Below are 22,614 nucleotides of genomic sequence, written 5' to 3'. Positions count from 1 at the left end.
CAAACAACCTGCGGCTAGAGCCACGGCAACTCCGCCATATTGGCAGTCGGCGGCTGATTGATCAGATGAAGTTGCACCGTCTCCCGGCTGATATGGGGGGCGTAGAGGTGGATAAAGTCGTACATGTAGTCGCGCAGATGGGCATGTTTGCGCAGGCAGATGTGGGTGGCGCTCGAGGCGATCAGGTGGTCGATATTGAGGCTCACCAGATCCTCCCTGTCCCCCTCGTCGAAGGCCACACTGGCAATCACCCCGACCCCCATCCCGAGCCGGACGTAGTGCTTGATCACATCGGTATCGGTGGCGGTCAGCACGGTTTTCGGCGAGAGGCCGTGGCGGCTGAAGGCTTTGTCCATCTTGGAGCGGCCGGTAAAGCCGAACACATAGGTGATGAGGGGATAGCGGGCCAGATCGGCCATCGACAGCGGCTGACAGTCGATCAGCGGATGACCGTGGGGCACCACCACGCTGCGCCCCCAGCGATAACAGGGCACCGCAGCCAGCTCGTCGAACAGATACATGGACTCGGTGGCGATCGCCATATCCACATCGCCGCTTTGCACCATCTGGGCCAGCTGGGCAGGCGCCCCCTGATGGAGCTGGATCGCCACATCGGGATAACGACGGCTGAACTCGGTGATCACCGCTGGCAGCTTGTAGCGCGCCTGAGTGTGGGTGGTGGCGATACGCAGCACCCCGCTGGTGGCCAGTTGCTCCCCCAGCGACAGCTGGTTGATCTGCTCCACCTGCGCCACTACCCCCTTGGCCAACTCCATCACCTGCTCGCCTGCGCTGGTCAAGCCGACCAGATTTTTCCCCTTGCGGGTAAAGAGGGCGAGTCCCAGCTCATCTTCCAGCATTTTCATCTGCTTGCTGAGGGTGGGCTGGGAGGTGTAAAGCTTCTCCGCCGTCGCCGAGATGTTGAAGTTGTTCTTCACGATCTCGGTAAAGTTCTTGAGCCGGGCGATGTTCATCTGGGCAAGGGATCTCGCTGCTGCGGCCAGTGGGGCTGACCTGAAAAAGAGAGAGCGGGGCTGGCCCCGCAGCTGACTGCCGACCATAGCACAGCGTGGCGCACGATAATCTGCCTCAGGTCAGAAAGCCGCGCGCTAGTCGCTGGCGAGCTTGATCCCGAGCCCGACAAACAGAGTGCCGATGCCCCGGTTGAGCCAGCGGCCGAGACGCTGTGACAAGCGTACCCTGTGGCTGGCATAGACGGTGGTAAAGACCAGCAGGTGACACCAGATGATACCGCCCAGATTGAAGATGCAGCCGAGCAGGATAAAGGCGAGCGCCTTGTCGGGGGCATCCGGTGCGATGAACTGGGGCACAAAGGCGAGGAAAAAGAGCGCCACCTTGGGGTTGAGCACATTGGTCAGCACTCCCTGCCGGTAAATCTGGCCATAGGAGAGGGCTGGCAGGGTCGCCCCTCTCTCCATGGAACCCGTTGCTTGCTGGCGCAGCAGGGAGAACCCCAGATAGATGAGGTAGATGGCGCCAGCCAGCTTGATGAGGGCAAACAGCTCGGCCGACGCGCTGAGCAGGGCCGACAGACCGAGGGCCGCCGCCAGCACATGCACCATGACACCGGTGCCGATGCCCAACGTCGCAACCGAACCGGCACGCCACCCTTGCGAGCCGCTGCGCAGCATGACCAGCAGGGAGTCCGGCCCTGGCATGATATTGAGCAGCAACCCCGAGACCATAAACAGTGCAAGATCATGAATACCGAACATCACCCCTCCCCTCGTAAAGAAAAACCAAACAAAAAGGGCTCCGCAGAGCCCTCTTTTCTTTCACTCTGCGGCAGCTGACGTGTCATCAGCTGTCCCGCCAGCCATCAGGGCCGCAGCGCCTTGTCCGCCCGCGAGATGCCGCAGACGCCGGAGCGCACCACTTCGATGATCTCGTTGGTCTGGGCGGCAGTCTTGATAAAGGCATCCAGCTTCTCGCTGGTGCCCACCAGCTGTACCGTGTACTGCTCGGGGGTGACGTCGACGATCTGGCCACGGAAGATATCCGCCAACCGTTTCAGCTCATCACGGGCCCCACCGGCGGCACGCGCCTTGACCAGCGCGATCTCCCGCTCGATATGCTCCCCTTCGCTCAGGTCGCACACCTTGAGCACATCCACCAGCTTGTGCAGCTGCTTCTGGATCTGCTCCAGCACCCGCTCGTCACCCATGGTGACGATGGTCATACGTGACAGGGTGGGATCCTCGGTCGGCGCTACCGTCAGGGTCTCGATGTTGTAGCCGCGCTGGGAGAAGAGACCCACCACCCGGCTCAGGGCGCCGGATTCGTTCTCCAGCAGTACTGAAATGATGTGTCTCATCAGGTTCTCTCCGTCTTGCTCAGCCACATCTCGTCCATGGCGCCAAACTTGATCTGCATCGGATAGACGTGCTCATCCGGGTCGACCGAGATATCCATGAACACCAGCCGATCCTTCATGGCGAAGGCTTTCTCCATAGCGCTCTCCAGCTCGGCCGGATCGCTCACCGCGATACCGACGTGGCCGTAGGCTTCCGCCAGTTTGACGAAGTCCGGCAGGGACTCCATGTAGGAGTGGCTGTGACGGCCGCCGTAGAACATCTTCTGCCACTGCTTGACCATGCCCAGCGCACGGTTGTTGATGGAGATGATCTTGATGGGCACCCCGTACTGCATGCAGGTAGAGAGCTCCTGAATGTTCATCTGCACCGAGCCGTCGCCGGTGACGCAGCAGACCACCGCATCCGGGTTGGCAAACTGGGCCCCCATGGCGGCCGGAATGCCGAAGCCCATGGTGCCGAGGCCCCCCGAGTTTATCCACTGGCGCGGTTTGGCAAACGGGTAGTAGAGCGCGGCAAACATCTGGTGCTGGCCGACGTCGGAGGCAACGAACGCCTCACCCTGCGTCACCTTGTAGAGGGTCTCGATCACCTGCTGCGGCTTGATCTGGGTAGCCGACTTTTCGTAGGCAAGGCAGTGACGGGAGCGCCACTGGTTGATCTGGCCCCACCAGTCCGCCAGCGCCTCCTTGTCGTTATCGAAGCCACACTCGCGGATCACTTCAAGCATCTGCTCCAACACGGTTTCCACCGAGCCGACGATGGGCACATGGGCCTGCACTGTCTTGGAGATGGAGGTGGGGTCGATGTCGATATGGACCACAGTCGCATTGGGGCAGAACTTGGCCACGTTGTTGGTGACGCGGTCATCGAAGCGGGCACCCACGGCGAAGATGAGATCCGAGTTGTGCATGGTCTTGTTGGCTTCGAAGGTACCGTGCATCCCCAGCATGCCGATGGATTGCGGATGGGTGCCCGGGAAGGCGCCCAACCCCATCAGGGTAGTGGTCACCGGCAGGTTCAGCAGCTCCGCCAGCTTGAGCACCAGATGATCCGCGTTGGCGTTGATGGCGCCGCCACCCACGTACATGACCGGGCGCTGGGCATCCACCAGCAGCTTGGCGGCCCGCTTTATCTGGCCCTTGTGGCCCGACTTGGTCGGGTTGTAGGAGCGCAGGGAGACCGTCTCGGGGTATTCGTAGGGGAATTTCTCCTTCGGATTCTGCACATCTTTGGGCAGATCCACCACCACCGGCCCCGGGCGGCCGCTGGCGGCAATGTAATAGGCCTTCTTGATGGCGGCCGGAATGTCGCTGGCTTTCTTGCACAGGAAGCTGTGCTTCACCACCGGACGGGAGATACCGATCATGTCGGTCTCCTGAAACGCATCCTCACCGATCATGCTGGTCGGCACCTGGCCGGAGAGGATCACCAGCGGAATGGAATCCATATAGGCGGTGGCAATACCGGTAATGCAGTTGGTTGCCCCCGGGCCGGAAGTAACCAGCACTGTCCCCACCTTGCCGGTGGAACGGGCGTAACCGTCAGCCATGTGCACTGCGGCCTGCTCGTGCCGCACCAAGACATGCTCCATCTTGCCGTTTTCGAAGAGAGCGTCATAGATGTCGAGCACCGAGCCACCAGGGTAGCCAAAGACGTGCTCAACTCCCTGATCCTCCAGCGCTCTAACCACCATCTGGGCGCCTGATAACATCTCCATGATAAAGCCCTCCAGGCTTTGCTCCGTTTAGCGAATCCCGCCGACGATGCCGTGCTTCCCGGCACGGCCCGATCCGTTTCTTGTTGTTATCTGAAGGCAGATCGGCCCAATTCAGCCCCGTCGGCAGCAGAAAAAAAGGATTTTTCCATCATTGACCCGAAAATCGGGTGAAAAACCAACTTAACCCGCCAATGAACGCTTGTCCACGGCTTTGTCGGCGGGTGCCAGTCAGACATTTCAGACAGTGCCCGACCATAAAAGCGGCGGTGACAGAAACAGGAAGATGTCACGCTAATAGACAGAGAATTGTGCTGGCAGGTGAAAAAACGGCAATAAAAAAGCCCGCCGACAGGGGCGGGCTTTGTGGCAGCAGTGCGACCTAGTGGTCATCTTCCGGCTCGGCCAACCAGATCTGCTGATCCGGATCGGTCTCTTCACTGACCGAGATGCTGACACCCATATCGAGCAGTTCGTGCAGGGTGAGATTGTCAGCCAGGTTCATGACTTCGCCGTTTTCATTGGTAAAGCGCATTTGCTCCATCCTCTCCTTGGTGGGATCGCCTTTCAGTCTAGTCAACCGCGCTCACTTGCGATAACCAGCAGCCAGACAAACCTTCACCACCCTCCAGCTCGCTCAGGCGATCGCTCACCTCTTCGGGAAACAGCGTCCTCCCCCAGAGCCGACGTGACAGAGAGGAGACGCTCTCCTCGGCCCCTGCAGCCAGCCAGCAGGCCAGCTCTCGCGCCACATCGGGGTAGCAGACCATCCCCGGCGAGGCGCTGTCGAGCCAGCTGCGCACCAGATTGGCATCGAGGCAATCCATCAGGGTCGCCAGCCCCATCATCTCCAGAGTCTTGCCATTGGTCAGCTGCTCGAACTGGCCGCCAAGGGGCTTGACCAGCAACTTCTTGCCGAGACTGAGCGCCTCGGAGGCGAGCTCGAAGCCGGCGTTGGAGATGACGCCGCGACATCCTGCCAGCACCGTAAGAAAAGCGGGGCGCGAGGGGGGCTCGAAGCGCAGGTTGCGCCACTGGCTCGGGCTGCGAATGGCTGGGTGAAAGCAGACGAAGCGCTGCTGGCCAAAGCGCGACAACAGGGCGGCGATCGCCTCGGTCTGCTCGAACGGCAGATAAACCAGGATCTCGCCGTTATCCGGCATCACCCGAACAGGATCGATCACCGGTGGCAAAATCGGCTGGCCGAAGTGAAACCAGTGCAGCCCGAGCGGCTGATTGACCGGCGCAAAGTGGCGCATCAGCTGGCGACTCAAGCCATCCTCACCCCAGCGGGGGATCGGCCAGTTGAAGCTGGCCTGATGGCTGACGGTAAGGCTCGGGATGCCGCAGCGGCGGGCGGCATGGGCGGTCAGCGGCTCAAAATCGCTCACCACCAAATCATATCCGTGGCAGTCGAGCCTTTGCAGATCCCGCCAGAAGGTGAGCGGCGACGCCGCCTGCAGGGTACGCCACGGCGAGACCCGCCCCTCATGACTGACAAAGGTGAGCCCGGCAAAAGTGCGGTACTCCCCGAACTCCTCCATATCGAAGTAGCGGTCGGCGGGTCGCCCGCTGAAAAGATAATCCACCTCGACCCCGGCTGCTCGCAGCGCCCTGGCCAAGGTGCGGCTGCGGCTGATATGGCCGTTGCCGGTGCCTTGCACGCCAAAGAGTATCTTCATCCCTGACTCCAGCAGAGGGCCATCAGAGCGCGGCCGCCACCCAGCAGGGCGCCGGCCACCAGATCGCTCAGGTAGTGAACTCCGAGCAACAACCGGGATGCCCCCACCAGCGCCGCCCAGCCAAACAGCAGCGGCGCCCAGAGCGGAAAACCGGTCGCCAGTATGGTGGCCATCAAGAAGGCAGCGGCGGTATGGCCGGAGGGAAGGCTGTAACGATCGGAAGGGGTGATAAAAACCGGCAAACCGACTGGCCGTTGCCGTTTCAGGCTGTTTTTCAGCAGCAGATAGAGCGGCAACTCGATGACAAAGGCGAGCAGCGCCAGCTTCACCAGCTCGCGTTCACTCTCCCCCTGCCACCAGAGCAGGGCGGCCAGCACAGCGTAAAGCGGGCCGTCACCGGTACGGGAGACAAGGCGACTCACCCTGGCTTGCTGCCGGTTATAGGTGTGCAGCAGACAGACCCGGCATACCTGCAGGTCCCATTGCTGGATCTTGTTCATAACCCCTCCTTCCCCGAGATCTCGTTGCAGAGTAGGGAGGCGGGATGACAGGGTGTTGAACGGGGGGTAACAGATTTATGAAAAAAGGGCCAAACGGCCCTTTTTAATCGATGGGTTGTGCGGTTATCAGTGATTGCCGCGCAAACCGGTCTCCATCAGGCGGCAGTTGTGATCCGCCAGACGAGCCATGAACTGTTCGTCCACTTTCAGGCCAAATACCTGTTCGTAAAGATCTTTCATCACGAACGGCTGCCACATCATGCTGAGGAAGGAGATCTTCAGCATCTCGGGATCCAGATTGTCACCCAGTTCGCCGTTGGTTTTCATGGTTTCCAGCAGGGCGTCGAACTGCGGCAGTTGACGCTCCAGCAGGCGGCTCAGCACAAAATCCCGCCCCGGGCTCTTCTCGGTCGACAATGCGCTGGAGATAGCGGAGGTCAGTTCGCTGTTGGGCGCCATCACCTGATAGTAGGTGTTGAGCAGCTCGTTGAGGCTGTGGTTGCTGTGTTCATCTTGCCAGGCATGGTCAAGCGGCTCGGCCACATCACCCAGTACCGCCTTGTAAAGACCCTCTTTACTGCCGAAGTAGTAGTGGATCATCGCCAAGTTGGAGCCAGCCAGCTCCGCGATTTCGCGTGTAGTTACCTTGCTATAGGGAGTATTGAGAAAACGCTCACGGGCGGCAGCAAGCAACTTGTCACGAATGTCAGAACGTCCGACCGGACGACCTGGTCTACGTTTTTCCATTTAACACCTCAGAAAATTCAGCCAATGCTGATAAGTCGATCTGGTTGTGCAGAGATAGAGAGCACAGCAGGAATGACCAGATAATCCGTCATGGGCCGAATATGGGACAAGGAAATTTGCAATCCTTTACAATCCGATTAAATATCCCAGCAGATTTCCCCTGACTGCGCGTGTTGACACAGCATAAAAATCTCGATATTGGTAAAGGCGTTATCGACTGCAAGGACAACAACGTCATGCGTATTGCCACCCCGCTACTACTAATCTCCCTAATCGCGTTAACTCGCGCGGGATCCTTGTAGCCGGGCTAAGGCATAGCCGGAATTTACAAAAACCCGTGCACCCTGCACGGGTTTTTTTATGCCGCCGCAGGATGCACGTCACCGAACTTAGGAAGAGGGAAGTCACATGTCAGATCGGGTCATCATATTCGATACTACCTTGCGTGATGGTGAGCAGGCCCTGGCGGCCAGTTTGACAGTCAAGGAGAAGCTGCAGATTGCCCAGGCGCTGGAGCGGCTCGGTGTCGACGTCATGGAGGTAGGCTTCCCGGTCTCCTCTCCCGGCGATTTTCACTCGGTGCAGACCATCGCCCGCCACATCAAAAACAGCCGGGTCTGCGCCCTCGCCCGCGCCCTGCCCAAGGATATCGATGCCGCCGGTGAGGCCTTGCGAGTTGCCGACGCCTTTCGCATCCACACCTTCATCTCCACCTCCTCCATCCATGTGGAGAGCAAGCTGAAAAAGAGCTTCGAGGATGTGCTGGAGATGGGCACCAGCGCCATCAAGCATGCGCTGCGCTACACCGACGATGTGGAGTTCTCCTGCGAGGATGCAGGCCGCACCCCCATCGATAACCTCTGCCGCATGGTGGAAGCCGCCATCAAGGCGGGCGCCCGCACCATCAATATCCCGGATACCGTCGGCTACACGGTGCCGACCGAATTCTCCGGCATCATCCATACCCTGTTCAACCGGGTGCCAAACATCGACAAGGCCATCATCTCGGTGCACTGCCACGACGATCTGGGGCTCTCGGTAGCCAACTCCATCGGCGCAGTGCAGATGGGAGCTCGCCAGATCGAGTGCACCATCAACGGTATCGGCGAGCGGGCCGGCAACTGCTCGCTGGAAGAGGTGGCGATGATCCTCAAAACCCGCGCCGACCTGCTCGGGGTGCACACCAATATCCGCCACAGCGAAATTCATCGCACCAGCACCCTCGTCAGCCAGCTCTGCAACATGCCGGTGCAGCCCAACAAGGCGATCGTCGGTGCCAACGCCTTCTCCCACAGCTCCGGCATCCATCAGGATGGCGTGCTCAAGGCGAAAAACACCTATGAAATCATCACCCCCGAGAGCATTGGCCTGACCCAGAACAACCTCAACATGACCTCCCGCTCCGGCCGCCACGTCATCAAGCACCGGATGGAATCCATGGGCTACGCCGAGAGCAGCTACGACCTCGACCATCTCTACGCCAAGTTCCTCACCCTGGCCGACAAGAAAGGTCAGGTGTTCGACTACGACCTGGAGGCGCTCGCCTTCTTCAGCCAGATCCACGAGGAGCCGGAGCACTTCAAGCTGGAGTACCTCGGGGTACAGAGCGGCAGCTCGGTAATGGCGACCGCCTCGGTCAAGCTCAAGGTGGGCGGTGAGGTGGTGAGTGAAGCCGCCACCGGCAACGGTCCGGTGGATGCGGTCTACCAGTGCATCAACCGCATCACCGGCTACGAGATCCGCATCGACAAATATGCCCTCAAGAGCAAGGGCGAAGGGGAGGATGCTCTCGGTCAGGTCGATATCGTCGCCGAGTACAAAGGGCGCAAATTCCACGGCATGGGGCTCGCCACCGACATCATCGAATCTTCAGCCCATGCCCTGCTGCATGTGATCAACAGCATCTGGCGCGCCGATCAGGTCGCCGAACAGATGGAACGCAATAACACAATCAAGACGGAGACAGTATGAGCAGTTATCGGATCGCAGTATTGCCGGGTGACGGCATTGGCCCGGAAGTGATGGCCGAGGCCCTCAAGGTACTGGCAAAAGTACAGGCAAAATTCGGCTTCTCCCTCGACTATCAGCACTTTGATGTGGGCGGTATTGCCATCGACAACCATGGCACCCCGCTGCCGCAGAGCACCATCGCGGGTTGCGAAGCATCCGATGCCGTGCTGTTCGGCTCGGTCGGTGGCCCGAAATGGGAGCATCTGCCGCCTAATGATCAGCCGGAGCGTGGTGCCCTGCTGCCCCTGCGCGCTCACTTCAAACTGTTCTGCAACCTGCGTCCGGCCCGCATCTACACCGGTCTGGAGCAGTTCTCACCCCTGCGCGCCGATATCTCCGATCGCGGTTTTGACATCGCCTGTGTGCGCGAGCTGACCGGCGGCATCTACTTCGGCCAGCCCAAGGGGCGCGAGGGTGAAGGGGCGAACGAGAAGGCGTTCGATACCGAGGTGTACCACCGTTTCGAAATCGAGCGCATCGCCAAGATAGCGTTCGAATCGGCTCGCGTGCGCCGTGGCAAGGTCACCTCCATCGACAAGGCCAACGTGCTCGCCTCCTCCATTCTGTGGCGCGAGGTGGTGACGCAAGTGGCCAAGGATTATCCCGATGTCGAACTGAATCATATGTATATCGACAACGCCACCATGCAGCTCATCAAGGATCCCTCCCAGTTCGACGTGCTGCTCTGCTCCAACCTGTTCGGTGACATCCTCTCCGACGAGTGCGCCATGATCACCGGCTCCATGGGGCTGCTCCCCTCCGCCAGCCTCAACGAATCGGGTTTCGGCCTGTTCGAACCGGCCGGTGGCTCGGCCCCGGATATCGCCGGCAAAGGGATCGCCAACCCCATCGCCCAGATCCTCTCCGCCGCCCTGATGCTGCGTTACAGCCTGGGTCAGGAAGCTGCCGCCCAGGCCATCGAGCAGGCCGTGGCCCAGACCCTGGCCGAGGGTTACTTCACCGCCGATCTGCATCAGGCCAGCGCCCGCCATCCGGTGCAGAGCACAGCCACCATGGGCGACCAGATCGCCGCCCGGATCTGAGCTGAAAAACAGATAACAAGGAAGAGAGAAGCAATGGCAAAGACCCTCTATCAGAAAGTATTCGACGCCCATGTGGTACGGGAAGTAGAAGGCGAAACGCCCCTCATCTACATCGACCGCCATCTGGTACATGAAGTGACCAGCCCGCAGGCATTCGATGGCCTGCGCGCCATGAACCGCCAGCTGCGCCGCCCGGATCTGACCTGGGCCACCATGGATCACAACGTCTCCACCACCACCAAGGACATCGCCGCCTCCGGCGAGATGGCCCGCATCCAGATGGAGACGCTGGCCGCCAACTGCAAGGAGTTCGGGGTTCGCCTCTACGATCTCAATCACAAATATCAGGGGATCGTCCATGTGATGGGTCCCGAGCTCGGTATCACCCTGCCCGGCACCACCATCGTCTGCGGCGACTCCCACACCGCCACCCACGGCGCCTTCGGTTCGCTGGCGTTCGGTATCGGCACCTCCGAGGTGGAGCATGTGATGGCCACCCAGACCCTGAAACAGGGTCGCGCAAAGACCATGCGGATTTCGGTCAATGGCAAGCTGGCCGAGGGGATCAGCGCCAAGGATGTAGTGCTGGCCATCATAGGCAAGGTCGGCCACGCCGGTGGTACTGGCTACGTGGTGGAGTTCGCTGGCGAAGCCATCGAAGGGCTTACCATGGAAGGGCGGATGACGGTGTGCAACATGGCCATCGAGCTCGGTGCCAAGGCGGGAATGATCGCCCCCGACCAGACCACCATCGACTACATCCGTGGCAAGGAGTTTGCCCCCAAGGGCGAGGTGCTGGAGCAGGCCATCGCCTACTGGCAGAGCCTCAAGAGCGATGAAGGTGCCTGTTTCGATGCAGAGGTAGTGCTGGACGCCGCCGACATCGCCCCTCAGGTCACCTGGGGCACCAACCCGGGTCAGGTGATTGCCGTCAATGACCCCATTCCGGCGCCGGAATCCTTCAGCGATCTGATGGAGCAGCAGTCCGCCCGCAAGGCGCTCGCCTACATGGACTTGCAGCCGGGCCAGAAGCTCTCCGACGTTGCCATCGACAAGGTGTTTATCGGCTCGTGCACCAACAGCCGCATCGAGGATCTGCGCGCCGCAGCCGCTATCGCCCGCGGTCGCAAGGTCGCGGCCGGGGTGCAGGCGCTGGTGGTGCCGGGCTCCGAACAGGTGAAGGCACAGGCCGAAGCTGAGGGCTTGGACAAGATCTTCATCGAGGCCGGCTTTGAGTGGCGCCTGCCCGGCTGCTCCATGTGTCTGGCCATGAACAACGACCGGCTGCAACCTGGGGAGCGCTGCGCCTCCACCAGCAACCGCAACTTCGAAGGGCGTCAGGGCCGCGCCGGCCGCACTCATCTGGTGAGCCCGGCCATGGCCGCTGCCGCCGCCGTCACCGGCCGCTTCGCCGACATTCGCGCACTGTAAGAGGAAAGAGCGATGACAGGATTCAAACAGCATAAAGGGATCGTCGTCCCCCTCGACAGCGCCAACGTCGACACCGACGCCATCATTCCCAAGCAGTTTTTGCAGAAGGTCAACCGCATCGGTTTTGGCAAGCACCTGTTCCACGACTGGCGCTTTCTGGACGATGCTGGCCAGCAGCCCAACCCCGAGTTCGTACTCAACCAGCCGCAGTTTGCTGGCGCCAGCATCCTGCTGGCCCGCGAAAACTTCGGCTGCGGCTCGAGCCGCGAGCACGCACCCTGGGCGCTGGCCGACTACGGCTTCAAGACCATCATTGCCCCGAGCTTTGCCGACATTTTCTACGGCAACGCCATCAACAATGGCATGGTACCGGTGCGCCTGAAGGAGGAGGAGGTCGATGCCCTGTTCCAGCTGGTGACCGCCAAACCGGGCATCCAGATTGAAGTGGATCTGGAGGCCAATCAGGTGCGCGCCGGTGAGCTCAGCTTCGGTTTCGAGATCGACGAGTTCCGCCGTTACTGCCTGCTCAACGGGCTGGATGCCATCGGCCTGACCCTGCAGCACGAGGCTGCCATCAGCGCTTTTGAAGCGAAGCAGCCGAGCTGGATTTAAGGCGCCAGTTGCAAAAAAACGAGTAGAATCAACAGGGAGCTTCGGCTCCCTCTTTTATTTCCGACAATGCACTTCACCCAGCAGGCCAGGGATGCGGCCTCCAGACAGGATAAGGACGATGAAGAGAACGACGGCGATATTTTTACTCTGCACTTTGCTGGCGCTGCCGGTTGCAGCTGCCCAGACCTACTTCACCAACAGCCTCGGCCAGATCAATGTCGGCTGGCAAGATAGCGCTGGCAAACCCCGCCAGCTCACCTATCGGCTGGAGCAGGGCAAACTGCCGCCCCTTATCGCCTATCGTCCGGCACGAATGGAAGAGGAGGTACTGCAAACCCTGCTGCGCGGGGTACGCGAGAACTACCCCGAGGTGCAGTTTACCCTCTCTCGCCCCTCCCTCGAGCTGCATCTGAAAAGTCACAATCAGGATAAGGCCAAAGAGGCCATGGCCTGGCTGGAAACGCAACGGGGCAAAGAGGAGCAGGCGTGGCTGACCAAACACTACTTCCAGTACTTTACTCCACCGGATGGCCAGCTGGCGGTGAAGCAGGACCATGTTCGCATTGCGTTGGAGAGCCGCAGCACGGTGGCGCCGCTGGCTGAGCAGTTGAAACAACAGGGGAGCAGCGAGCCAGAAGCGCGTCAGAAAACCGTGGCCGAGATGCTCGCCTTTATCCAGAGCATCCCCTACCAGCAGCTGGACAGTCTGAACGGACGGCAGGGCAAGGGGTTTCTCACTCCCCGTCAGGTACTGGAACAGAACCGAGGCGATTGCGACAGCAAGGTGACCCTGATGGCCGCCATGTTGGCCCAGCTTTTTCCCGAATTGAAACAGGCCATGGTCTTTATCCCGGGCCACGCGATGCTGGCGGTCGACCTGCCCGCCAAACCGGGTGATGCCACCATCAGCTGGCTGGGACAATCCTATCTGCTGCTCGAACCTACCGGCCCTGCCGCATTACCGGCTGGCCAAATAGCATCGACCAGCAAAACGCTGGTCGATGGCAAGCAGTTGAGTGTGCAACCGGTTCAGCCCAAAGGCTGAAACTCTACCGCCAGCAGCAATCCTGTCTCCTCCTCCAGCACCCGAATGATCCGGGCATGGGCTTCGAAAGGGGGAAGCAGGTTGTTGTTGGTTGCGAGGCTGATCCGGATCGGCTGGGTTGTATCAAGCTGGTGTTCCGCCACCGAGATCCCCATGCCGTTGGCACTGAGATCCCGACAGATGCCCTCCAGTACCTGATGCTGCTGATAGACGGTAACCGGAGCATTGATGACCATACGTGCAAAGGCACGTCTTTCCTTGGTACTGGTAAGCACGCGAAGATCCTCTGTTGAGTGGGAATCATCTCATGAGCAGCGCACAATTGTGCTGGTCTACCCAAAAGAACGTTAATACAATGCGGTGCGTTTCTCAAACGGGGTGCGGTTTACCGCTGAGATTATACCCGTGAACCTGATCCAGATAATGCTGGCGGAGGAATTTGAGGCACGGCGCTCATTTTTTGCGCCCTCATCCGCTGGCACCTCATAATGGAGTGCCCTTGATGAAAACCCTGCTGCTGGTCGCCACCAGCCTGCTCTCGGCTCAGGCCTTTGCCGCTGATACCCTCACCGTCTACACCTACAGCTCCTTCACTGCCGACTGGGGACCCGGTCCCAAGATCAAGCAGGCCTTCGAGAAGGAGTGCGGCTGTACCCTCAATCTGGTTCCCCTCGAAGATGGCGTCGCCATCCTCAACCGGTTGCGGCTGGAGGGCAACCACAGCAAGGCCGACCTGGTGCTGGGGCTGGATGATGCACTCATCAGTGAAGCCAAGCAGAGCGGCCTGTTCGCCCCCCATCCCGCCAAGCTGGATGGCATCAAGGTGCCGGGTGGCTGGCAGGATGACACCTTTGTCCCCTACGACTACGGCTACTTCGCCTTCGTCTACGACAAGAGCAAGCTCAAGACCCCGCCCAAGAGCCTGAAAGAGCTGGTGGAACGCCCCGATCTCAAGGTGATCTATCAGGATCCCCGTACCTCTACCCCGGGACAGGGGCTGATGCTGTGGATGAAGTCTGTCTACGGTGACAAGGCTCCTGAAGCCTGGGCCACGCTTGCCAAGAAGACAGTCACCGTCACCAAGGGGTGGTCAGAGGCCTATGGCATGTTCCTCGATGGCGAAGCGGACATGGTGCTCTCCTACACTACCTCCCCCGCTTACCACCTTATTGCCGAGAACAAGCCCCAGTATCAGGCTGCCGCCTTTGAGGAGGGTCACTACCGTCAGGTGGAAGTGGCCGCCAAGCTGAAGAGCGCCAAACAGGAGAAGCTGGCTGACCAGTTCCTGCAGTTTATGGTGAGCCCCGCCTTCCAGAACGAGATCCCGACCGGCAACTGGATGTATCCGGTTATCGACACGCCGCTGCCCAAGGGCTTCGAGCAGATGATCACCGTAGCCAAGCCGCTCGCCTTCAGCAGCGATGAGGTGGCCGCCAATCGCAAAGGGTGGATCCGCGAATGGCTGCAAGCCGTCGCCCAGTGAGCCAGCTCGCGCTGAAGCAACAGGATCGCCCCCTCTGGTGGCTGCCGGGCAGTGCCGCCACCCTGCTGATCCTGCTGTTGTCCCTCGGGCCGCTGGCGGCCCTGCTGTGGCAGGCCGGTTCGCTGGCGCCGCGCACTTTGCTGGCAGACCCCTATCTGCGCCATGTGCTGGGCTTCAGCCTCTGGCAGGCGCTGCTCTCCACCCTGCTGAGCCTGGGGCTCGCCATTCCGGTGGCCCGGGCGCTGGCTCGGCGCCGCTTCATAGGCCGAACCCTGCTGATCAAGCTGTTCGGTCTCTCGCTGGTACTGCCGGTCATCATCGCCATCTTCGGCATCGTGGCGGTTCATGGCAAACAGGGGTGGCTGCCGCAACTGCTGCGCAGCTTGGGACTGGATCCCGGCAACTATCTCTACGGCCTGTTCGGCATTCTGCTGGCCCATGTCTTCTTCAACATGCCACTGGCGGCGCGTCTCATCCTGCAGAGCATCGAGAGCATTCCCGAATCGAGCTGGCGCCTCGCCAGCCAGCTCGGCATGCGCTCATCCCATATCTTCCGGCTGCTGGAGTGGCCGCTCATTCGCTGCATATTGCCGGGGCTTGCCAGCCTCATCTTTATGCTCTGCTTCACCAGCTTCACTACCGTGCTGGCGCTGGGCGGCGGCCCCAAATCGACCACCCTGGAGGTGGCCGTCTATCAGGCGCTGCGCTTTGACTTCGATCTCGCCACCGCTGGCGGATTGGCGCTGGTGCAGCTCACCCTGACCGTCACCCTGCTGCTCCTGCAGCACAAGCTGCAGACTACGCCAGCCAGTCGGGTGACTCCCCGTCGTCCCTGTCTGCGGCCGGATCGCCGTCAGCCGGGCACGGCCGTGGTGGATCTCTTCTCGCTCTGTATCGGCCTCGCCATCTTTCTGCCGCCGCTGCTGGCCATCGTCGTCGCCGGCCTCCACCCTGGCCTGCTGACAGCGCTCACCTCCGCCAAGCTGTGGCAGGCGAGCGGTCAGTCGCTGTTGATTGCATTGGCAGCCGGAACCTTGGCCACCCTGCTCGGTGGCGCACTGCTGCTCACCAGCCGTCATCTGCGGGTACGGGCTCGCAAGCGACGGGCTGCCGCCCTGTGGGAGGCCAGCGGTTCGGTGATCCTGATGATCCCGGCGGTGGTGCTCTCTACCGGTCTCTTCATCCTGTTTATGCCCTTTGCCGACGTGTTCGCCCTCGGCCCCTGGCTGGTGGTGCTGGTCAACGCCCTGATGGCGCTACCCTATGTGCTGCGCACCCTCTCCGCCCCCATGCAGCTGGTGGTGCGCCAGTACGACCGGCTGGCTGACAGCCTGGGGGTACGTGGCCTGCATCGCCTGCGGCTGGTAGAGTGGCCGCTGCTGCGCCGTCCGCTGGCACTGGCGATGGCACTGTCGATGATCCTCTCGCTGGGGGATCTTGGCGCCATCGCCATGTTTGGCAGCCAGGAGCTCACCACCCTGCCCTGGCTGCTCTACCAGCTGCTCGGCAGTTACCGGCTGACCGAGGCGGCCGCCACCGCCCTGCTGCTGCTGACACTCTGTTTCTCCCTGTTCTGGCTGGTTGAACGGGGACTTGGAGGAAAACATGCTGAACATTGATACGCTGGTGACCAGCTACCCCGACTGGCGCGTCAGCTTCAGCGCGAAGCTGCCCAAAGGGGAGATCACCGCGCTCATTGGCCCAAGCGGTGCAGGCAAGTCGACCCTGCTCGGGATGATCGCCGGTTTCGTACCGGTGGAGTCAGGCAGCCTCAGCTTCGATGACGAAGATCTGTTGCCGCTGGACCCGGCTGAGCGGCCAGTCACCACCCTGTTTCAGGATCACAACCTGTTCCTGCACCTGTCGGTGTTCAACAACATCGCTATCGGCCTTCACCCGGGTCTGCGCCTGAGTGCCGCCCAGCGGACACAAGTGATCGATGCCGCCGCGCGGGTTGGTCTCGGCGAGATGCTAAGCCGCCTGCCTGAACAGCTCTCCGGCGGCCAGCAGCAGCGGGTCGGGCTGGCCCGTGCGCTGGTGCGGGGCAAACCGCTGCTGCTGCTGGATGAACCCTTCTCGGCCCTCGATCCGGCCCTGCGTCGGGAGATGCTGGCGGAAGTGGCCCGCCTCGCCTGCGAGCAGGGCATTACCGTACTGATGGTCTCCCACAATCCGGAAGATGCCCAGCTGATTGCCGATCAGGTGCTCTTTATAGACGAGGGCCGCATCGCCCTGCAGGGGAAGCCGGATATTTTGCAAAACAACAACCACCCGGGGCTGCTGCGCTATCTGGGTCAATAGCCCTTGGCACAAGACTGCACCGGGATCAAAAAGGGGAGGCCGATTGGCCTCCCCTTTTAATGCAAACATATCGGGTGAAATCAGAGGTTCTCCTCGGCGAACGAAGCCAGTCGGCTGCGTACCACCCCGTTGAGGAAGATGTTGGCACTGCCGTCAAAATCCTTGAAACGCTCGACTATGTAGGTCAGACCCGAGGTCACCGGGCTCAGGTAGTTGGAGTCGATTTGGGCCAGGTTGCCAGAGCAGACGATCTTGGTGCCCTCCCCGCAACGGGTAATGATGGTCTTGATCTGGGATGCGGTCAGGTTCTGGCACTCATCCAGCAGCACGAAGGTGTTCTGGATGCTACGCCCGCGCATAAAGTTGACCGATTTGAACTGGATGTTGGCCTTCTCCATGATGTAGCTGAGCGAGCCGCTCATGTTCTCGTCCTGCTTGTGCAGCACCTCCAGGGTGTCGGTTACCGCCGCCAGCCAAGGCATCATCTTTTCCTCCTCGGTACCGGGCAGGAAGCCGATGCTCTCGGCAATTTCCGGGGTATTTCGAGTGACGATCACCTTCTCGTAGATCCCCTTCTCGATCACCAGCTCCAGCGCGGCAGCCATCGCCAGCAAGGTTTTGCCGCAACCGGCCGGGCCGGTCAGGATCACCAGATCGATGTGCGGATCCAGCAGTGCATCCAGCGCCATCCCCTGATAGACGTTCTTGGGATGTACACCCCACGCCTTGCGGGACATCAGTCGCTCGCGGCCCAGATCCTTGATGCGGATCTTCTGGCCATCGTGGCTGAGCACCCGGGCTGCGAAGAAATTCTCCTCATCCACCAGATACTGGTTTACGTGAACCCCCTCCAGCAGATTGGCATCGATCACATGGATGGTATCGCGGCCGTGGGTCTCGCTCTCACACTCGCCAACCCGCTCCCAGAAGCTGCCGGGCACCACCTGAAAGCCCTTGGCCAGAAGGCGGATATCGTCGATCAGCTGGTCGCTGCGATAATCCTCAACATGGGCAAGACCGGCACCTTTGGCCTTGAGGCGCATGTTGATGTCTTTGGTGACCAGCACCACCTGACGCTTCAACTCATGCTTTTGCAGATAGAGGGCCGCGTTGATGATGCGGTTGTCGGCCTCCTTGTCGGTGAACACCTCGGCATCCTGCGGCAGATGGTGATCGCTGAAGATGCAGATATGGCCGCTCGCCTCGCCGGCCAGCGGTACTCCTTGCGCAATCTGCTCCGGAGTCGCATCGCGGAACACATCTTCCAGCGCACGGATGGCTACCCGCGCATCGCGGCTGACATCCTTGTGGCGATCCTTGATGTTATCGAGCTCTTCCAGCACCGTCATGGGGATGAGCACGTCGTGCTCTTTGAAGGAGTAGATAGCGAGGGGTTCGTGAAGCAGAACGTTGGTATCCAGGATAAACAGCTTTCGGTCCGTATTGTCCATAAGCATCCTCCTTGGCACTGAAGGGCCACGTGTGTGAATCTCGGATGTCATTGAAACCACACGGCCGTGACAGTTTTATTACCTTCAACGCTACGCCCGATTTTACCATCACGCAACAAATGACTTGCAGCACCAGAATCGTTCGAACAGAAAAGCAGCAATAAAAAACCGGCCATCGGGCCGGTCTTTTTATTTATCTAGCGGATTAACCACATTTGGAGTCGCCACAATTGAGGCAAGTCATGCAGCCATCCTTCAGCACCAGCGCCTTGGTATGGCACTTGTAGCAGAGCGCCGCATTGGCCGGGAAACCGCTGCCAGCCTGTTGCTCTTCGGCCTCCTGAGCGGCTTTCAACTCGGCCTGTTTCTCGGCCAGAAACGCCTGCTGATGCTCGTCCAGCCCCGGCGCCTTGAGCATGCCGATCTCGGTGAGATGGCTCTCGATCACGTTGCCAATTTCGGCGATCAGCGATGGAACGTACTTGCCCTTGTTCCAGTAGCCGCCCTTGGGATCAAACACCGAGCGCAGCTCCTCCACCAGGAAGGTGACATCCCCACCCTTGCGGAATACGGCGGAGATAATGCGGGTCAGCGCAACGATCCACTGGTAGTGTTCCAGGCTCTTTGAGTTAATGAAAATCTCGAACGGGCGGCGGGTTTCGTGAACAGTACCCTCGTTGAGAATGATGTCGTTGATGGTGATGAAGAGCGAGTGCTCGGAGACATGCTCCGGCGTCTTCAGCTTGTAGGTGGTTCCCATCAGTCGCTCCGGACGCAGCACGGTTTCATGCATGTGCACCACGTCATCCTGCGGGGCCAGCTCTTCTTGCGGCTCATCCTTGGTACGCACCTTGTAGGCGACGATTTTCTTGTCGATCTTTTTGACCATAATGTCGTTCTCAGAATTTACCGTAATAGCCTTCTTTCAAGGCGTCGTAGAGGTTGGCAGCAGTGTGCAGCTCACCATCGTATTCAATCTCTTCGTTCCCCTTGACGGAGATGACGGTGCCATCCTCCAGGGTGAAATCGTACAGGGTGTTCTCCAGATCCTTCTCCTTCACCAGCACGCCCTGGAAGGCCTCCGGATTGAAGCGGAAGGTGGTGCAGCCCTTGAGGCCGGAGTCCGAGGCATACATGTAGATGTCCTTGAACTGCTCGAACGGGAAATCAGTCGGCACGTTGGCAGTCTTGGAGATGGAGGAGTCGATCCAGCGCTGGGCCGCCGCCTGAATGTCCACATGTTGCGCCGGGGTGATGTCATCAGCAGTAATGAAGTAGTCCGGCAGACGGCTCGCCTCATCATCGGCATACGGCATGGCGGACGGATTCACCAGCTCGCGATAGGCCAGCAGCTCGAAGGAGTAGACATCCACGCTCTCCTTGCTCTTCTTGCCCGGCTTGATGACGTTGCGGCTGTAGTGGTGAGCAAAGCTCGGCTCGATGCCGTTGCTGGCGTTGTTGGCCAGTGACAGCGAGATGGTGCCGGTGGGCGCAATACTGCTGTGGTGAGTGAAGCGCCCACCCACTTCGGCCAGCTCGGCGACCAGCGCAGGATCCACTTCGGCAACCTGCTGCATATAGCGGCTGTAGCGCGCATGCAGCACCTTGCCCTTCACCTTGTCACCCACCTTGATACCATCAGCAGCCATTTCGGGACGCAGGCGCAGCATCTTGCCAGTCACTTCAAACTCCTGCTCCATGATGGGGGCAGAGCCTTTCTCCCTGGCCAGACGCAGGGACTCCTGCCAGCCGGTCATCGCCAGCTCCTGGGATACCTGCTCGGTAAAGGCGACGGACGCGGCAGAACCGTACTTGATCTGCAGCATGGTCAGAGTCGAGCCAAGCCCGAGGAAGCCCATGCCATGCCGGCGCTTGGCTGTGATCTCCTCGCGCTGCTTGGCCAGCGGCAGCTGATTGATCTCCACCACGTTGTCGAGCATGCGGGTAAAGATGGCCACTACCTTGCGAAATGCGGTCCAGTCGAAGGCCGCCTTGTCGGTGAAGGGATCGCGAACGAAGCGGGTCAGGTTGACCGAACCCAACAGGCAGGCGCCATAAGGCGGCAAAGGCTGCTCACCACAGGGGTTGGTCGCACGGATCTCCTCACAGAACCAGTTGTTGTTCATCTGGTTGACCTTGTCGATCAGGATGAAACCGGGCTCTGCATAGTCGTAGGTGGAGGTCATGATGACATTCCAGAGCTTACGGGCCGGCAGGGTCTTGTAGACCTTGCAGGCGACCTGCCCCAGCTCGTTAAAGACAACCCCCTCCTTGTTGGGCCAGTCTGCCCAGAGCACCTGAGCAGGATCGTCTAGCGCAATACCGTCCTGCTCCACCTCTTTGGCGGTGTAGGGGAAGATCAGCGACCAGGGCGCATCCTCTTTCACTGCCTTGACGAAATCCTCGGTGATCAGCAGGGAGAGATTGAACTGGCGCAGACGGCCATCTTCACGCTTGGCCTGAATAAACTCGATCACATCAGGATGACGGATATCCATGGTGCCCATCTGGGCGCCACGACGGCCACCGGCTGACGAGACGGTGAAACACATCTTGTCGTAGATATCCATGAACGAGAGCGGGCCTGAGGTGTAAGCACCTGCACCGGAGACAAAAGCACCGCGTGGGCGCAGGGTCGAGAAGTCATAGCCGATGCCGCAGCCAGCCTTCAGGGTCAGCCCCGCCTCGTGCACCTTGCCGAGAATATCATCCATCGAATCCTCGATGGTGCCGGAGACGGTACAGTTGATGGTCGAAGTGGCAGGCTTGTGCTCAAAAGCCCCGGCGTTGGAGGTGATCCGGCCCGCCGGAATGGCACCATTGCGCAGAGCCCACAGGAAAGGCTCATACCAGGCTTCCGGTTCCAGCTCCTGCTCCGCCAGCGCCCGAGCAACGCGCTGGTAGGTCTCGTCGATAGTGCCATCGACAGGATGTCCATCCTTGCTCTTGAGGCGATATTTGCTATCCCAGATCTCGAGGGACGTTTCCTGGAGGGGAATGAGGCGGGAGCCAGCTTCGCTCTCCAGCACCGGGTTGGATTTAGCCATTTTCAATCAACCTTATATGAATGCATCAACGTCATGACAGTAGTAGAAAACACAACCAATAGCACCATTAAAAGAAAACAACACAATATATAGTGGTGATGCTGCCATGAGGGCGCAGATTCTATCCTAAAAAAATGCCCCGGCCAGCAGGTTTCTGCGCCAGGGCACTTAACTGATTAATTTACTGAGAGATTTAACACTCAGACATGGATCAGGGCTTCTTGACGTAAACGGTCGGCGTATCACCCGCCATATTCAGATAGAACTCATAAACCCCGTCAGCATCCGGTGAGAACTTCATATCCTCATATTTGGAACAGGGATTGACCGGCACCGCCTCGCCACCGAGTACGGCAACGCCATCGCTCGGGCTCTTGTAGCCAAAGTTGGTGCCACAGCTCCAACCGGAGTCAGCAAACTTGAACTTGTAGGGGGCCCACTCTTTCTTGAGGGTGCCTTTCGCCATGTAGAGTTTGTCGGCTACCTTGACCACCTTGCTCGCATCGGTCGCCATCCAGTCGTTCATCTCACCGCGCAGATAGATGGACTTGCCGCCAAAATCGCTATTGTCAGTAGCCTGCTCCGCTCCACCGTGGGATGCACAACCACCTAATACCAGGGTTCCCGCCGCCAGTATCATCGTTACTGTTCTTTTGAACATGTCTCTATTCCTTAATTTATTGTGATTCCTTGGTCCATCCATGTGGACGAAGGCATTAAAGCAGAGCCGGAATCACAAGAAAGGTAGAATCATCACATTCTGTGCTTTTTATGCCCAACCCCGGGCGGGCAAGTCAAAAGGTGAGAGCAAAATCACTCCGGTTTTGGTGCAACAAAATTGAATAGAAAAGGATTAAAAAGCGAAGTGATTGAATGGATTAGTGGAAATAGAGGCTTTTCGGGAAGGTGGCGTAATTTTCAGGCAATAAAAAACCCCGCTCGATGAGCGGGGTTTCTTGTATTGGGTGCCTGGCAGTGTCCTACTCTCGCATGGCGAATGCCACACTACCATCGGCGCTACCGCGTTTCACTTCTGAGTTCGGCATGGGATCAGGTGGTTCCACGGCGCTATTGCCGCCAGGCAAAAATCTTCAATCTGAGAAAGCTGACGTAAGTAGTGATGTTGCACTTGGCTTGTCACTATCACTGAATTTGAGTAGTTCGTTCATTCGCTACAAGGCCCAGAACACTTCTTGGGTGTTGTATGGTTAA

21 protein-coding genes, 1 rRNA gene and 1 riboswitch are annotated in these 22,614 nt (G+C 59.6%); of the genes, 8 read left to right on the top strand and 14 right to left on the bottom strand.

Going from position 1 to position 22,614, the window contains the following annotated elements:
• Positions 1–14: 14 nt before the first annotated feature.
• From BS300_RS17905 to BS300_RS17875, 8 genes are all read right to left on the bottom strand, one after another.
• Positions 15–974, bottom strand: coding sequence for a LysR substrate-binding domain-containing protein (locus tag BS300_RS17905; protein WP_042031819.1), 960 nt, complete (start codon positions 972–974; stop codon positions 15–17).
• 135 nt (positions 975–1,109) lie between these two features.
• Positions 1,110–1,736, bottom strand: coding sequence for a LysE family translocator (locus BS300_RS17900; protein WP_047436232.1), 627 nt, complete (start codon positions 1,734–1,736; stop codon positions 1,110–1,112).
• Between the two features lie 104 nt (positions 1,737–1,840).
• Entirely contained in the window at positions 1,841–2,335 is a 495-nt protein-coding gene (gene ilvN / locus BS300_RS17895; RefSeq protein ID WP_005311605.1) for an acetolactate synthase small subunit, read from the bottom strand.
• On the bottom strand, positions 2,335–4,053 hold the full coding sequence (locus tag BS300_RS17890; RefSeq protein ID WP_071914395.1) for an acetolactate synthase 3 large subunit: 1,719 nt from the start codon (positions 4,051–4,053) through the stop codon (positions 2,335–2,337). Before BS300_RS17890 ends, ilvN begins: the two co-directional genes overlap by 1 nt.
• 379 nt (positions 4,054–4,432) lie before the next feature.
• Positions 4,433–4,585, bottom strand: coding sequence for a hypothetical protein (locus tag BS300_RS21210; RefSeq protein WP_104015791.1), 153 nt, complete (start codon positions 4,583–4,585; stop codon positions 4,433–4,435).
• Positions 4,586–4,622: 37 nt separating this feature from the next.
• On the bottom strand, positions 4,623–5,732 hold the full coding sequence (locus BS300_RS17885; protein ID WP_071914393.1) for an MJ1255/VC2487 family glycosyltransferase: 1,110 nt from the start codon (positions 5,730–5,732) through the stop codon (positions 4,623–4,625).
• Complete coding sequence (locus BS300_RS17880; protein ID WP_071914391.1) at positions 5,729–6,232, bottom strand: phosphatase PAP2 family protein; 504 nt, start codon at positions 6,230–6,232, stop codon at positions 5,729–5,731. Before BS300_RS17880 ends, BS300_RS17885 begins: the two co-directional genes overlap by 4 nt.
• Positions 6,233–6,358: 126 nt before the next feature.
• Positions 6,359–6,979, bottom strand: a complete 621-nt coding sequence (locus BS300_RS17875; RefSeq protein ID WP_033114941.1) for a TetR/AcrR family transcriptional regulator — start codon at positions 6,977–6,979, stop codon at positions 6,359–6,361.
• 408 nt (positions 6,980–7,387) lie between these two features.
• On the opposite strand from BS300_RS17875, the gene leuA reads away from it, so the two are divergent.
• The 5 genes from leuA to BS300_RS17850 all read left to right on the top strand — a co-directional run bounded on the left by leuA (position 7,388) and on the right by BS300_RS17850 (position 13,120).
• Complete coding sequence (gene leuA, locus BS300_RS17870; protein ID WP_071914389.1) at positions 7,388–8,950, top strand: 2-isopropylmalate synthase; 1,563 nt, start codon at positions 7,388–7,390, stop codon at positions 8,948–8,950.
• Positions 8,947–10,032, top strand: coding sequence for a 3-isopropylmalate dehydrogenase (leuB, locus tag BS300_RS17865; protein ID WP_071914388.1), 1,086 nt, complete (start codon positions 8,947–8,949; stop codon positions 10,030–10,032). Before leuA ends, leuB begins: the two co-directional genes overlap by 4 nt.
• A gap of 33 nt (positions 10,033–10,065) precedes the next feature.
• A complete protein-coding gene (gene leuC, locus BS300_RS17860; RefSeq protein WP_071914386.1) occupies positions 10,066–11,463 on the top strand; it encodes a 3-isopropylmalate dehydratase large subunit in 1,398 nt (465 codons plus the stop codon).
• A gap of 12 nt (positions 11,464–11,475) precedes the next feature.
• Complete coding sequence (leuD, locus tag BS300_RS17855; protein WP_071914384.1) at positions 11,476–12,075, top strand: 3-isopropylmalate dehydratase small subunit; 600 nt, start codon at positions 11,476–11,478, stop codon at positions 12,073–12,075.
• A gap of 118 nt (positions 12,076–12,193) precedes the next feature.
• A complete protein-coding gene (locus tag BS300_RS17850; RefSeq protein WP_071914382.1) occupies positions 12,194–13,120 on the top strand; it encodes a hypothetical protein in 927 nt (308 codons plus the stop codon).
• Here BS300_RS17850 and BS300_RS17845 read toward each other — a convergent pair.
• On the bottom strand, positions 13,105–13,395 hold the full coding sequence (locus tag BS300_RS17845; RefSeq protein WP_041210374.1) for a PilZ domain-containing protein: 291 nt from the start codon (positions 13,393–13,395) through the stop codon (positions 13,105–13,107). The genes BS300_RS17850 and BS300_RS17845 overlap by 16 nt on opposite strands.
• A gap of 89 nt (positions 13,396–13,484) precedes the next feature.
• A riboswitch (TPP riboswitch) is annotated at positions 13,485–13,575 on the top strand.
• Positions 13,576–13,622: 47 nt separating this feature from the next.
• Here BS300_RS17845 and thiB point away from each other — a divergent pair.
• Genes thiB through thiQ form a run of 3 tightly spaced genes read left to right on the top strand, consistent with a single transcriptional unit; the run spans position 13,623 to position 16,904 of the window.
• The gene (thiB, locus tag BS300_RS17840) at positions 13,623–14,603 is read left to right on the top strand and encodes a thiamine ABC transporter substrate binding subunit (protein ID WP_071914380.1); all 981 of its coding nucleotides are present in this window, start codon (positions 13,623–13,625) and stop codon (positions 14,601–14,603) included.
• Complete coding sequence (thiP, locus tag BS300_RS17835; RefSeq protein ID WP_143241845.1) at positions 14,600–16,222, top strand: thiamine/thiamine pyrophosphate ABC transporter permease; 1,623 nt, start codon at positions 14,600–14,602, stop codon at positions 16,220–16,222. The genes thiB and thiP overlap by 4 nt, the downstream gene beginning before the upstream one ends.
• Positions 16,209–16,904 (top strand): thiamine ABC transporter ATP-binding protein, encoded by a 696-nt coding sequence (thiQ, locus tag BS300_RS17830; protein ID WP_071914376.1) that lies wholly within the window; start codon positions 16,209–16,211, stop codon positions 16,902–16,904. The genes thiP and thiQ overlap by 14 nt, the downstream gene beginning before the upstream one ends.
• Positions 16,905–16,984: 80 nt before the next feature.
• On the opposite strand, the gene BS300_RS17825 is transcribed toward thiQ, so the two are convergent.
• From BS300_RS17825 to rrf, 5 genes are all read right to left on the bottom strand, one after another.
• Positions 16,985–18,355 carry a PhoH family protein gene (locus BS300_RS17825; protein WP_041210371.1) on the bottom strand — a complete coding sequence of 457 codons (1,371 nt, stop codon included), beginning with the start codon at positions 18,353–18,355 and terminating at the stop codon, positions 16,985–16,987.
• A 205-nt stretch (positions 18,356–18,560) separates the two neighbouring features.
• The gene (locus BS300_RS17820; RefSeq protein WP_041210370.1) at positions 18,561–19,244 is read right to left on the bottom strand and encodes an NrdJb; all 684 of its coding nucleotides are present in this window, start codon (positions 19,242–19,244) and stop codon (positions 18,561–18,563) included.
• Between the two features lie 10 nt (positions 19,245–19,254).
• Entirely contained in the window at positions 19,255–21,402 is a 2,148-nt protein-coding gene (locus tag BS300_RS17815) for an adenosylcobalamin-dependent ribonucleoside-diphosphate reductase (RefSeq protein ID WP_071914373.1), read from the bottom strand.
• A 211-nt stretch (positions 21,403–21,613) separates the two neighbouring features.
• The gene (locus BS300_RS17810) at positions 21,614–22,063 is read right to left on the bottom strand and encodes a pullulanase (RefSeq protein WP_042031835.1); all 450 of its coding nucleotides are present in this window, start codon (positions 22,061–22,063) and stop codon (positions 21,614–21,616) included.
• A gap of 306 nt (positions 22,064–22,369) precedes the next feature.
• Positions 22,370–22,484, bottom strand: a 5S ribosomal RNA gene (rrf, locus tag BS300_RS17805).
• Between the last annotated feature and the right edge of the window lie 130 nt (positions 22,485–22,614).

The organism is Aeromonas sp. SCS5 (assembly GCF_001887375.1).
GTDB classification, from domain to species: Bacteria; Pseudomonadota; Gammaproteobacteria; order Enterobacterales; family Aeromonadaceae; genus Aeromonas; species Aeromonas jandaei.
This window is presented reverse-complemented; position numbering and strand designations above follow the sequence as displayed.

Bases quoted from the DNA above. Each gene is read 5' to 3' on its own strand.
- BS300_RS17905 (WP_042031819.1), bottom strand. From the start codon at position 974: ATGAACATCGCCCGGCTCAAGAACTTTACCGAGATCGTGAAGAACAAC.
- BS300_RS17900 (WP_047436232.1), bottom strand. From the start codon at position 1,736: ATGTTCGGTATTCATGATCTTGCACTGTTTATGGTCTCGGGGTTGCTG.
- ilvN (WP_005311605.1), bottom strand. From the start codon at position 2,335: ATGAGACACATCATTTCAGTACTGCTGGAGAACGAATCCGGCGCCCTG.
- BS300_RS17890 (WP_071914395.1), bottom strand. From the start codon at position 4,053: ATGGAGATGTTATCAGGCGCCCAGATGGTGGTTAGAGCGCTGGAGGAT.
- BS300_RS21210 (WP_104015791.1), bottom strand. From the start codon at position 4,585: ATGCGCTTTACCAATGAAAACGGCGAAGTCATGAACCTGGCTGACAAT.
- BS300_RS17885 (WP_071914393.1), bottom strand. From the start codon at position 5,732: ATGAAGATACTCTTTGGCGTGCAAGGCACCGGCAACGGCCATATCAGC.
- BS300_RS17880 (WP_071914391.1), bottom strand. From the start codon at position 6,232: ATGAACAAGATCCAGCAATGGGACCTGCAGGTATGCCGGGTCTGTCTG.
- BS300_RS17875 (WP_033114941.1), bottom strand. From the start codon at position 6,979: ATGGAAAAACGTAGACCAGGTCGTCCGGTCGGACGTTCTGACATTCGT.
- leuA (WP_071914389.1), top strand. From the start codon at position 7,388: ATGTCAGATCGGGTCATCATATTCGATACTACCTTGCGTGATGGTGAG.
- leuB (WP_071914388.1), top strand. From the start codon at position 8,947: ATGAGCAGTTATCGGATCGCAGTATTGCCGGGTGACGGCATTGGCCCG.
- leuC (WP_071914386.1), top strand. From the start codon at position 10,066: ATGGCAAAGACCCTCTATCAGAAAGTATTCGACGCCCATGTGGTACGG.
- leuD (WP_071914384.1), top strand. From the start codon at position 11,476: ATGACAGGATTCAAACAGCATAAAGGGATCGTCGTCCCCCTCGACAGC.
- BS300_RS17850 (WP_071914382.1), top strand. From the start codon at position 12,194: ATGAAGAGAACGACGGCGATATTTTTACTCTGCACTTTGCTGGCGCTG.
- thiB (WP_071914380.1), top strand. From the start codon at position 13,623: ATGAAAACCCTGCTGCTGGTCGCCACCAGCCTGCTCTCGGCTCAGGCC.
- thiQ (WP_071914376.1), top strand. From the start codon at position 16,209: ATGCTGAACATTGATACGCTGGTGACCAGCTACCCCGACTGGCGCGTC.
- BS300_RS17825 (WP_041210371.1), bottom strand. From the start codon at position 18,355: ATGGACAATACGGACCGAAAGCTGTTTATCCTGGATACCAACGTTCTG.
- BS300_RS17820 (WP_041210370.1), bottom strand. From the start codon at position 19,244: ATGGTCAAAAAGATCGACAAGAAAATCGTCGCCTACAAGGTGCGTACC.
- BS300_RS17815 (WP_071914373.1), bottom strand. From the start codon at position 21,402: ATGGCTAAATCCAACCCGGTGCTGGAGAGCGAAGCTGGCTCCCGCCTC.
- BS300_RS17810 (WP_042031835.1), bottom strand. From the start codon at position 22,063: ATGTTCAAAAGAACAGTAACGATGATACTGGCGGCGGGAACCCTGGTA.